Genomic DNA, 10,982 nt, shown 5'->3' with positions numbered 1-10,982 from the left:
GACAACCCGTGGGTGTCCGGCGGCGTCGCGTCGATCATGCGTCCGTTCAGGCCGCGGCCAATTCCAGCGGCACGTGCCAGGCGTCGTATTCGTAGACCCAGTCGCCGTTGCCCGTGACCTTCAGCCATTCGTTGGACCGGGAGCCGCGCTGGATGCGGGAGGTCCGCTGCAGCCGGGTCTCCTGGTAGGTCCGCAGGGCGACCGCGGGGTCGTCGAACAGGCTCAGGCAGCGGGACAGGACCACGGCGTCTTCGATCGCCATGCCTGCGCCCTGCGCCATGAACGGCATCATCGGGTGCGCGGCGTCACCGAGGAGCACCGACCGACCGTCGGTCCACGACACCAGCGGGTCCCGAACGTAGAGAGCCGATTTCAGGACGTCGTCGCACGCGTCGAGCAGCGCCCGCGCGTCCGGGTGGAAGTCGCGGTACAGCTCACGCAGTTCGGCGACGGAACCGGTTGTGGTCCACGATTCCTCGGTCCATTCGTCTTGCGCGCAGGTGGCGAAGACGAAGATGTCCTTGCCCTGGTTGAGGGGGAACGTGACGATCTGCGTGGACGGATCCGGACCCCACCATTTGGTGAAGCAGTCGAGATTGGGGAGTTCGCCGACGCGTTCGGTGGGGACGACGGCGCGGAACGCCACAACTCCCGTGAATGTCGGCTGTTCCCGTCCGAGGAGCGCGGTCCGGACCGCGGAGTGGATGCCGTCGGCGCCGACGATCACGTCCGCGGAAACCGTGCTGCCGTCGGTGAACTCGATGCGCCCGTCCACGACGCCGACGACGCGGCGGCCCATCTCGACGGTCCCCGACGGCAGCCGGTTCTCGAGCGCGGTCATGAGATCGCCGCGGTGCATCGTCAACTGCGGTGCGCCGTACTGCTGTTCCGCGCTGTCGCCCATCGGCAGCCGGGACGTCTCGGCTCCGGTGTCCCACGTGCGGCTGATCCGGAATTGCGGCCGGGCGGCGGAGTCGCGGATCGCCGGTCCGACACCGAGTCCGTCGAGCGCACGGACCGCGTTGGGTGTGAGGTTGATGTCGGCGCCGACGCGGGCGAACTGCCGCGTCTGCTCGTAGACCGTGACGTCGAGGCCGAACTTGCGGAGGGCGATCGCCGTGGCGAGCCCGCCGATTCCGCCGCCGCAGACGGCGACCGTGGTCACTGTGCACCCTTTCCGGGCACCGTGACGGGCGGCGTGAACGGTGCCGGCATGTCGCCGTAAGCGGCGAGGTCGACCTCGACGATCACCGGGGCCTGCCGGGACACGGCGTCGGCGAGCACGCTGTGCGCCTCGGCTGCACCGCCGATCCGCAGGTAGGGCACGCCGATCGACTGTGCCAGCAACGGGAAGTCGGGGGTGACGAGGTCGACGGCGTACGTGTCTTCGCCGCCGCCCTTCTGCATGTTGCGCAGCACGCCGTAGCCGCCGTCGTTGAACACGAGCAGCACCAGCCACGGCTTCTCCTGTGCCATGGTGAGGATCTCGCCGAAGTGGACGGCCAGGCCGCCGTCGCCGACCAGCGCCAGGGTGGGGCGAGTTTCGTCGGCAAGTGCGGAACCGATGGCCATGCCCAGGCCCTGCCCGATGCCGCCGCCGCGGGGGAAGACGTTGGACCGGGGGTCGAACATCGGCAGCAGCCGGTTGCCCCAGGAACTGGACGCGATGGTGACGTCGCGCGCGATGACGGAATCCTGCGGGAACGCGGCACGGACGGCGTCGCACAGCACGGCGTGGTCGCCGAGTCCGGCGCGCTGCCGGGTACGGACCAGTTCCCGTGTCGCCCGCCCACGTTCGGTCCACGACGCGTCGACCGGTGCCAGTTCGGACAGCGACCGCAGGAACGTCGCGACGTCGGCGGTCACGCCGGCCTGCGCGGGGTAGACGCGTCCGATCGCGGTCGCGTCGAGGTCGACCTGCACGTGCACGGCGGGGACGGGCATGGAGTAGTCGCCGGTCTCGTTGGACCGGAAGTGGGTGCCCAGCGACAGCAGCAGGTCGGCGTCGGCGAGCAGTTCCCGCCCGGCCGGGGTGTTGCCGTAGTTGCCGACGCACAGCGGGTGATCCTCCGGGACGGCGCCGCGTCCGGAGTTGCTGGTGAGCAACGGAACTCCCCACTGCTCCACCAGTGCGGTCAGCTCCGCGCCTGCGTGTGCGACACCGCCGCCCGCCCAGATCACCGGGCGCTGCGCGGACCGCAGCAGCGCGAAGGCGACGGCCAACTCGTCGGCGTCCGGGGTGCGCGGGGATTCGACGACCGGTTCGACCACGTCGACGACGTGCTCCGCGTACTGGAGGTCGATGGGCCATTCGATGCTCGACGGCCCGCCGGGCGCGGCGAGTGCGGCGGCGACGCCTTCCCGCAACACCTTTCCGGCACTGTCCGTGTCGAGGATGGTGGCGGCGTGCTTCGACGTCGCCGTCAGCATCCCCAGCTGATCCTTGGTCTCGTGGATGAACCCGCGGCCCGAGCCCAGGTAGCGGCTCTCGACGTTGCCCGTCACGTGCAGCACCGACGTTCCGGCGCTGAGCGATTCGATCAGCGATCCGGCCGCGTTACCGGCACCCGTCCCGGTGCTCGTGAGCGCGCAGCCCAGTCCCCCGGTGGCCCGGGCGTATCCGTCGGCGGCGCTGACCGCGGTGGCCTCGTGCCGGACCGGCACGAACCGCAGGTGCGTGGCGACCGCCTGCACGAGGGGCTGGTTGTGCACGCTCACGATGCCGAAGACGGTGTCGACACCGGCCTCGCGCAGCACCTGGACGAGCAGGTCGCCCCCGTTTCCTACCGACATGGTGTTCCTCTCAGACATAGCGCGCGACGCCTCCGCAGACGTCGAGGCTGGTGCCCGTCACGTAGGACGAGCGGGGGGACAGCAGGGTCACGATCATGGCGGCCACCTCGTCGGCGCGGCCGAACCGGCCGAGGCCGATGCCCCGGTCCTGGGCGATCTCCGCCTCCCATTCGGCGAAGGTGGCCTCGGTGCCGGATTCTTCGTAGCGGCGACGCCACTGACCGGTGTCGACCAGGCCGAGCGACACCGAGTTGACGCGGATGCCGTCGGCCGCGAGTTCCAGCGACAGCGACTTGCTGAGGTTCAGCAGCCCGGCCCGGGCGGCGCTGGTGGTGACCAGCCGCGGCTCGGGCTGGCGCGCGAGCACCGCCGAGATGTTGACGATGGACGCGGCGTCGGACTTGCGCAGCGCCGGCAGCGCCGCGTCGACGGTGTTGAGGACGCTGGAGAACTTGAGGTCGAGTTCGTCGCGCCAGTCGTCGAGGGTCGCCTCGCCGCGCGGGACCATGCGGGACTTGCCTGCGTTGTTGACCAGACCGTCGAGCCCGCCGAACCGGGCGACCCCGGCGTCGACCAGCGCGGCGACCGCGGCCGGGTCCCGGACGTCGCAGGACGCGGTGAGGACGCGGTCGCTGCCGGGCAGCGGCGCGAGCACGGAGTCGAGCCGGTCGCGGTCGCGCGCGCAGGTGACGACGTTGGCACCCTCCTCGAGCAGCATCGCGACGGTGGCGAGCCCGACTCCCGAGCTTCCGCCGGTCACCAGGTGGGTGCGGTCTTTCAGTTGCAGGTCCACGACGTGGTCCCCTTCTCTAGTGCAGGACGAATCCGCCGTTGACGACGAGTTGCTGGCCGGTGATGTACGAGGCCTCCGGTCCCATCAGGAACGACACGGCGCCGACGAGATCCGACGGCTGCTGCGGCCGTTCGAGCGCCCGATTGAGGCGATACAGCTCGTGCCGGTGCTCCGGAACCTTCTGCGCCGATTCGCTTTCCGTCAGACCGGGCGAGACGGTGTTGACGGTGATGCCGTGCGGGCCGAGGTCGCGGGACATGGCGCGGGTCAGCGCGGCCACCCCGCCCTTGGATGCGATGTAATGGGCGAGTCGCGGCGAACCGTACAGGGCGGCGTCGGAGCCGATGGTGACGACTCGTCCGCCTCCGTTCCCGATGATGGAGGGAACGATCGCCCTGCTCACGAGGAACGTGCCGCGCAGATTGACGCCCAGCACCCGGTCCCACTCGTCGATGTCGAGTTCGTGAATCGGTTTGCCGCCCACGCCGTCCGCGAGGGCCGCGTTGTTGACGAGGCCGTACAGCGGGCCACCGGAGGTGACGGTGGCCGCCATCGCGTCGACGGACTCCGCGTCGCGGAGATCAACCTGCACGAACTGCGCCTTGACGCCGTCCGCGCGCAGGCTTTCCGCCGCGGCCTCGCCCCAGTCCTCGCGGATGTCGGCGAGCCACAGGGTGGCGCCGTCCTCGCCGAGGCGGCGGGCCAGGGCGAGGCCGAGACCCCGCCCCGCCCCGGTGACGAGGATGCTGCGTCCGTCGAGACTCACGGTCAGTCCCGGGTCACGCCGTGCATGGCCGACGTCTCGGGGTACGTCGGGATCTGCGGCTTCTGGGCGCCGATGATGACGCAGAACAGGGCGTCCTTGTCGCCGTTGTTCTTCAGGCTGCGCGGCACCCCGGCCGGGACGACGATCATGTCGCGGTAGCCGAGGGTGCGCTTCTCCACCTGGCCGTCGCGGTGGACGCCGACCTCCACCTCGCCCTCGAGAACGAAGAAGGCCTCTTCCGCGTCGTGGTGGGTGTGCTCCGGGCCCTCGGCGCCGGGGGGAAGCAGCATGTTGGAGAACGTGAATCCGCGCGAGCCGATGGTGCGGTTGTCGTTCTCGTGGTTGCCGGTCGCTCCGGAGCCGACGTAGCGGATCTGCGCGCGCTTGAACTGGTCGCCGGCCTTGGCCTGGAATCCCAGGGTGTCCCAGTCCTCGTGGCGGGAACCACGGGTGAGGATCAGCGAGTCGGTGAATTCCTTCAGGTCGGCGGTGCCGTATTCGAGTGTCATGTTTATGCTCCTTCTCTAGACGTGGTTGCGCAGGCGTTCGGTGATGTGGATGAAGGACTCGACCCAGGCGTCGAACGCGTCCGGTCGCTCCTGGTTCGCGAGGTGTCCGGCGCCGCGGATGGTGACGAACACGGCGCCCGGAATTCCGCCCGCGAGAACCTGACTCGCGGGAACCCCGGTCACCTTGTCCTCGTCCCCGCCGAGGACGAGGGTGGGAATGTCGATCTTCGGCAGATCGGCGGTGTGGTCGGTGGCGGCCATCGACTCGGCGGCGTACCCGTAGCCGGGCAGCCGGATCGACGACGCCATGATCGCCGTCGCCTTCGCCGTCAAGCCATCGCCGGCGGTCCCGGACAGCAGTCGCGGGGCCCGTTCGGCGGCAAAGGCTTCCGCGCCCTCCTTTTCCAGGTTCGCGGCCCGGGCGCGCATCCGGTCGGCAGCCTCGCCGTCCGCCCCCGAGCCGACGGTGGAACTGCCGAGCAGCAGACTCCGCACCAGGCCGGGGTGACGCAACGCCAGCCGGGTGGCGATCACACCGCCCCACGACATTCCGAGGACGTGCGCCCCCGCGTCGCCGCAGCGGTCGCGGATCACGTCGGCGGCGGCGTCGGCGTAGTCGTCGAGGTCGAACGGACGTCCGGGATCCTCACTGCGACCGTAGCCGGGTGCGTCCCAGGCCAGCAGTCGCAGCGACCCCGCCAGTTCCTCGAACTGCGGCGCGAAACTGTCCGCACTGCCGCCGATTCCGTGCAGCATCAGCAGCGCGGGGCCGGACCCGGATTCGACGACGTGCGTCACGACGCCCGCCCGAGGTCGAACCGCTCGAACGCCCCGGGGTCGGGGACGCCGGCCATGTGGTCGCGGACCTGCTTGGACGGCGGGCCCGCGGTGCCCCACAGGTCGGAGAGTTCCGGAACCCGGCGCCACACCTTGCACAGCCACCGGTCCTCGTCGACCTGCGCGATGCCGGACGTGTACTCGCACACCAGCCCCGCCGGATCGGCGAAGTAGGAGAACGTGTTGTCGCCGGGACCGTGCTTGCCGGGACCCCACAGCGGCACGGTGCCGTGGTGACGCAACCGGCCGATGCCGCGCATGAAGTGGTCCACGGTGGGCATCTCGTAGGCGACATGGTTCACCGACGTCCACTCGGCCTGGTTGAACGCGATGCTGTGATGGTCGGTGTTGCAGCGCAGGAACGCCATCTGGTGCTCAGACCAGTCGGAGACCCGCATGCCCAGGATGTCGCAGTAGAACTTCACGGCGGCATCGATGTCGACGGTGTTGAGGACGACGTGTGTGACGCCCACGGGGACGGCGTCGTCGCGGCCGAGCTTCGGGACCGCGAGCGCGTCGGCGAGCAGTTCGACGACGCGGCCCTCGGGGTCGACCAGGCTCACGCCGTAGCCGCCGCCGAGGTCGTCGACCGGCCCCGGGCCGCTGACGATCGGGACGCCGCGCAGTTCGAGCCTGCAGGCGGCCTCGTCGACCTCGGCGGGCGTGGCGACGGCGAACGTGATTCGGCCGAGGCCGTTCCGCTCGGCCTGGGTGAGTTGCAGCGCGTGGTGGTGCTCACCGGTCCCCCGCAGCCAGGCGCCGTCCGTGCCCTGTTCGACCACGCGCAGTCCCCACACCTCCGAGTAGAAATCGGTGGATTCGAGGCTGGCCTGTGTGCGCAGTTCGACGGAGCGCAGGCACCGCAGCCGGGCTATGGGTTGGTTCATCGCAAGCCTCCAGTTGCTTAGGTCTCAATATCTTAGCGCTAAAGTAATAGGTCGTACAGAGGTGACGGAAATTTCTTTCCGGACGACCTACTACATCAATTTGCCCACGAGCGGGTCGCTCAATCAGCCCACGAGCGGGTCGCTCAATCGGACCACGGATTGGGTTCCTCGTCGAGGCTCCAGTAGATGCTCTTCTGCCGCGAGTAGGCGGCGATGCCGCTGCGCCCCTTTTCCACCCCGAGTCCGCTTTCCTTGACGCCGCCGAACGGCGTGGAGATGCTGAATTGCTTGTAGGTGTTGATCCACACGGTGCCGGCCTGGAGTCGGCGGGCGAGTTTCCAGGCGCGGCGGTAGTCGCCGGTCCAGATTCCGGATGCCAGCCCGAACACCGAATCATTGGCTTGCGCAACGAGGTCCGCTTCGCCGTCGAACGGCAGGACCACCAGGACGGGTCCGAAGATCTCCTCCTGGCAGGTGCGCGAACTGTTGGGCAGCCCGTCGATGATGGTCGGCAGGTAGTACGCGCCGTCGCGCAGTCGCTCGTCGTCGGGGATCGCCCCGCCGCACAGCACTCGGCCGCCTTCTTCGCGCGCGAGGTCCACGTAGGCGGCGACGCTGTCGCGGTGCTTGCGGTGGACCATCGGCCCGACCTGGGTGTCGGGGTCACGGCCGGGTCCCAGTCGGAGCCGGGTCGTCTTGGCCACGAGTTTCTCGACGAACTTGTCGTAGATGCGGCGGTCGACGAACAGGCGGGATCCGGCGATGCAACTCTGCCCGGTGGACGAGAAGATCCCGTACATCACGCCGTTCACGGCGGCGTCGAGGTCGGCGTCGTCGAGGACGATCGTCGGCGACTTTCCGCCGAGTTCCAGCGACACGGGCATCAGCTTGTCGGCTGCCGCGTGGGCGATGGAGCGTCCGGTGTTGGTGCCGCCGGTGAACGTCACCTTCCCGACGCCGGGGTGGGTGACGATGGCGTCGCCGACCACCGAACCCTTGCCCGGCAGCACCGACAGCAGGCCCTTCGGTAATCCCGATTCGTCGATCAGCCGCGCCAGTTCGAGCGACACCAGCGGCGTCCACTCGGCGGGTTTGAGGACGACGGCGTTGCCTGCCGCGAGGGCGGGTGCGATCTTCTGCGCATCGCTGGCCACCGGCGAGTTCCACGGTGCGATGGCGCCGACCACGCCGATGGGTTCGAGAACGCTCATCGTCAGGAAGTTGCCGCGCGGGGTGGTGAGGTCGTCGTCGGCGGTTTCGAGGACGGCGGCGAAGTAGCGGAACGTGCCCGCCGCGCTGCCGACGAGTGCGGTGGTCTCGGCGACCGTCTTGCCGGTGTTGTAGCTCTGCAGCAGCGCGAGCCGGGACGTGTTCGCCTCGATGGCGTCGGCGATGCGGTGCAGGTACTTGGCCCGCTGGTGTGGGAGCAGCGCGCGCCACGCCGGGTCGTCGGCGGCGGCGCGGCCCTTCCGGACCGCCTCGTCGGCGTCGTCGGCGGTGGCCTGGTGGATCACCTGCAGGGTCTCGCCGTTCGACGGGTCCGTGACGGCGAAGGCGGGGCCGCTCGCCTGCCGCCACTGCCCGGCGACGAGGATCCGGTCGGCGACCGGGACGAACGGCAGCGTCTGTGGTGCGGTGTCGAGAACGGTCACTGGGAGATCTCCTCGAGGGTCTTCTCGCGGGTTTCGACGGCGAAGAAGCCGACGACGAGGGCACCGATCAGGGCGACGGCGGAGAACATTCCGAAGACGACGGTGAGGGTGCCGCCGCCGTCGAGGATGGCTCCGACGGCGAGGGGTCCGATGATGATGCCGAGGCGTCCGCTGGCTCCGCCGATGGCGCAGCCGATGGCCCGCATCCGGGTGGGGTACAGCTCGGCGGTGTAGACGTAGAGCGCCATGTTGACGGCGAAGACGAACAGGGCCGATCCGGCCGACCAGAACAGGACCTTCGTCGCGGTGTCGGCGCCGGTGGCGGCGAGCAGGAACAGCAGCGACGAGCACAGGACCATCGACGCGGTGATGCAGATGCGGCGGCCCAGGTTGTCGATGAGGAACGCGACGAGGACGCAGCCGATCAGACCGGCGACGCTGGTGACGATGCTGTAGTGCAGCGCGGTGTCGACGCTGACGTCGAAGGCGGAGTGGTAGAGCGACGGCAGCCAGGACGCGATGCCGTAGTTGACGAAGTAGGCGCAGCCCCAGATCGCGGCGAGCATCAGGGTGCGGCGCAGGTAGACGCCCTGGAACGCTTCACGGAACCGTCCGTGACGATCGTCGACGGCGACGGCGGGCAACGGCTGCGGAGCCGGGAGCGTCTTGCCGTATTTCCCGGTGATCTCGTTCTCGATGCGCGTCATGGCGTTGTGGGCGTCTTCGTGGCGGCCGCGGGACGCGAGCCAGCGCGGCGACTCGGGCAGGCGCCAGAGCAGCGGCAGGAGCACGACGGGCAGGGCGCCGAGCGCGAACAGGATCTTGTAGCCGAAGTTCGGGACCACCCACGCCGACACGATCGCCGACATGACGAGTCCGATCGGGAAGATCACCTCGTAGAGCAGCACGAATCGTCCGCGCTTGTGGGCTTTGGTGATCTCGCCGATGTAGCTGGCGGCCACCGGGACCTCGGCGCCGAGACCGATGCCCTGCACGAACCGGAAGACGAGGAAGAGCATCAGGGAGTCGGTGAACGCCATGCCGAGGCTCATCACGGCGTACAGCGCGAGGGAGGCGATGATGACGTTGAGCCGGCCGACGCGGTCGGCGAACCAGCCGCCGGCGAGCGCGCCGACGAGCATGCCGATGCCGCCGATGGCGATCACCCAGGCGATGTCGCCGGGGGTCAGACCCCACTTGGGGGTGAGGACGGGGAGCGAGTACGCGATCATCAGCTGGTCGAAGCCGTCGAAGAACGTGACGGCGCCGACGATGACGCGGGCCTTGATGTGCCACCTGCTCATCGGCAGGCGTTCGAGTCGGGCGCTGATCATCTCAGCTGTGGCAGCCATGGCGGGCGATACCGTCGTCATGAGCATCCTCAGGGTCGGGTCGAGGCATTTACTTAAGCCCTCAAAGGCTTACCGCTAAGATGTAATCTCACGCACATGAGAAACGTCAACCCTTGACTTTGGACGAAACATATTGTTCACACCTGTGAGTACTTGTTAACCGCCCGTGGTTAACAAGTACTCACAGGCGGTGGACTGCATCCATTCTGCACAGATGCGTGCGGTCGTGTGTCACGAGCAGCGTCGCGACCTCGCGTTCTCGCACGACCCCGAGGATCAGATCCATGATGGCGGCGCCTCGTTCCCGGTCGAGCGCGCTGGTCGGCTCGTCGACGACCAGCAGCGACGGATTGTTCATCAGCGCCCGGGCGAGGTTGACCCGCTGTCGCTGCCCGCCCGACAACTGCGCCGGCCGCTTTCCGGCGTGGTCGGCGAGGCCGACGGCGTCGAGCAGGTCGCGAGCCTTCGCGCGCCCCGCCCGCCGCGGCACGAACCACCGCTGTCCGAGATGCGCCATCACCTCCAGTTGCTCGAGGGCCGTCAGCGACGACACGAGGTTGGACTGCTGGAACACGATGCCGATCCGGTCGCGGCGCAGTGTGGACGCCTCGCGGCGGCTGAGAGTGGTGAGTTCGGTGTCACCCAGCCGGACGGAGCCCGAGTCGGGCCGGATCAGCGTCGACGCCACCGCGAGGAGCGTCGACTTCCCGGCACCGGACGGACCGGTGATCGCGGCGATCTCGCCTCGGCCGAGCGTCAGCGACACCGAGTCGAGGGCGGTGATGCGTCCGGCGCCGTCCGGGTAGGTGCGGGTGACGTCGTCGAGGGTGAGGGCGGGTGTGGTCATCGTGTGCTCCCGAGGGCGGTGAGGGGGTCGGTGGTGAGGAGGAACCGGAGCGCGAACGCGGCGCCGACGAGGCCCAGCCCGGCGAGGGCGACGGCGGGCAGGACAGTGGTGGAGATGTCGAGCACGAACGGCACCGCGTCGCCGATCATCGACCCGGCCACGGCCGCCGTTCCGACACCGGCACCCACGCCGGCGAGCAGGACGACGAGCGCCTGTCCGAGCGCGTCCCGCACGAGCGACCCGGTGGACGCGCCGAGCGCCTTCAGCGTCGCGACGTCGGGGGTGCGCTGGAGTGTCCAGACCGTGAAGAACGCGCCGATCACCAGCGCGGAGATCGCGAACAGCATTACCGTCATCAACGTCAGCGACCCGTTCTCGGACGTGTAGGAGCCGATGGCGGAGAAGGAGTCGGCCACGGTTCGGGATGTCGTCCCTGCGACGGAGTTCGTGGACTCGTCCCCGCCCGACACCGCGAGCACCGTCGCCGCACCTCCGCGCGGGTTCGCGTGCTGCCAGTCGCCGAGCGTCATCCACACGGCCGGACTG

The 10,982-nt window shown here is 69.2% G+C and carries 11 protein-coding genes; all 11 read right to left on the bottom strand.

The genetic code is table 11. From position 1 onward, the window contains the following. Window positions 1–46: 46 nt before the first annotated feature. Window positions 47–1,165: an FAD-dependent monooxygenase gene (locus tag ACFTZB_RS36905; RefSeq protein ID WP_378439523.1), complete on the bottom strand. Its 1,119-nt coding sequence runs from the start codon at window positions 1,163–1,165 to the stop codon at window positions 47–49. Further along, the gene (locus tag ACFTZB_RS36900) at window positions 1,162–2,811 is read right to left on the bottom strand and encodes a thiamine pyrophosphate-binding protein (protein WP_378439520.1); all 1,650 of its coding nucleotides are present in this window, start codon (window positions 2,809–2,811) and stop codon (window positions 1,162–1,164) included. Before ACFTZB_RS36900 ends, ACFTZB_RS36905 begins: the two co-directional genes overlap by 4 nt. After that, a complete protein-coding gene (locus ACFTZB_RS36895; RefSeq protein ID WP_378439518.1) occupies window positions 2,804–3,586 on the bottom strand; it encodes an SDR family oxidoreductase in 783 nt (260 codons plus the stop codon). The genes ACFTZB_RS36900 and ACFTZB_RS36895 overlap by 8 nt, the downstream gene beginning before the upstream one ends. 16 nt (window positions 3,587–3,602) lie before the next feature. After that, complete coding sequence (locus tag ACFTZB_RS36890) at window positions 3,603–4,352, bottom strand: 3-oxoacyl-ACP reductase family protein (RefSeq protein WP_378439516.1); 750 nt, start codon at window positions 4,350–4,352, stop codon at window positions 3,603–3,605. Window positions 4,353–4,354: 2 nt separating this feature from the next. Beyond that, entirely contained in the window at window positions 4,355–4,861 is a 507-nt protein-coding gene (locus tag ACFTZB_RS36885) for a cupin domain-containing protein (RefSeq protein ID WP_072949171.1), read from the bottom strand. 15 nt (window positions 4,862–4,876) lie between these two features. After that, window positions 4,877–5,659 carry an alpha/beta fold hydrolase gene (locus tag ACFTZB_RS36880; RefSeq protein WP_378439514.1) on the bottom strand — a complete coding sequence of 261 codons (783 nt, stop codon included), beginning with the start codon at window positions 5,657–5,659 and terminating at the stop codon, window positions 4,877–4,879. Beyond that, complete coding sequence (locus ACFTZB_RS36875; protein ID WP_378439512.1) at window positions 5,656–6,585, bottom strand: VOC family protein; 930 nt, start codon at window positions 6,583–6,585, stop codon at window positions 5,656–5,658. The genes ACFTZB_RS36880 and ACFTZB_RS36875 overlap by 4 nt, the downstream gene beginning before the upstream one ends. A gap of 143 nt (window positions 6,586–6,728) precedes the next feature. Then, complete coding sequence (locus ACFTZB_RS36870; RefSeq protein WP_378439510.1) at window positions 6,729–8,237, bottom strand: aldehyde dehydrogenase; 1,509 nt, start codon at window positions 8,235–8,237, stop codon at window positions 6,729–6,731. Beyond that, window positions 8,234–9,616: an MFS transporter gene (locus ACFTZB_RS36865; protein WP_378439508.1), complete on the bottom strand. Its 1,383-nt coding sequence runs from the start codon at window positions 9,614–9,616 to the stop codon at window positions 8,234–8,236. Before ACFTZB_RS36865 ends, ACFTZB_RS36870 begins: the two co-directional genes overlap by 4 nt. Window positions 9,617–9,770: 154 nt before the next feature. Then, window positions 9,771–10,436, bottom strand: coding sequence for an ABC transporter ATP-binding protein (locus tag ACFTZB_RS36860; RefSeq protein ID WP_378439506.1), 666 nt, complete (start codon window positions 10,434–10,436; stop codon window positions 9,771–9,773). After that, window positions 10,433–10,982: ABC transporter permease (locus ACFTZB_RS36855; protein WP_378439504.1), on the bottom strand; the 550-nt coding region annotated here is incomplete at its 5' end. The genes ACFTZB_RS36860 and ACFTZB_RS36855, both read right to left, overlap by 4 nt.

It is taken from the genome of Rhodococcus sp. NPDC057014, assembly GCF_042673295.1.
Taxonomy (GTDB): Bacteria; Actinomycetota; Actinomycetes; order Mycobacteriales; family Mycobacteriaceae; genus Rhodococcus_F.
This window is presented reverse-complemented; position numbering and strand designations above follow the sequence as displayed.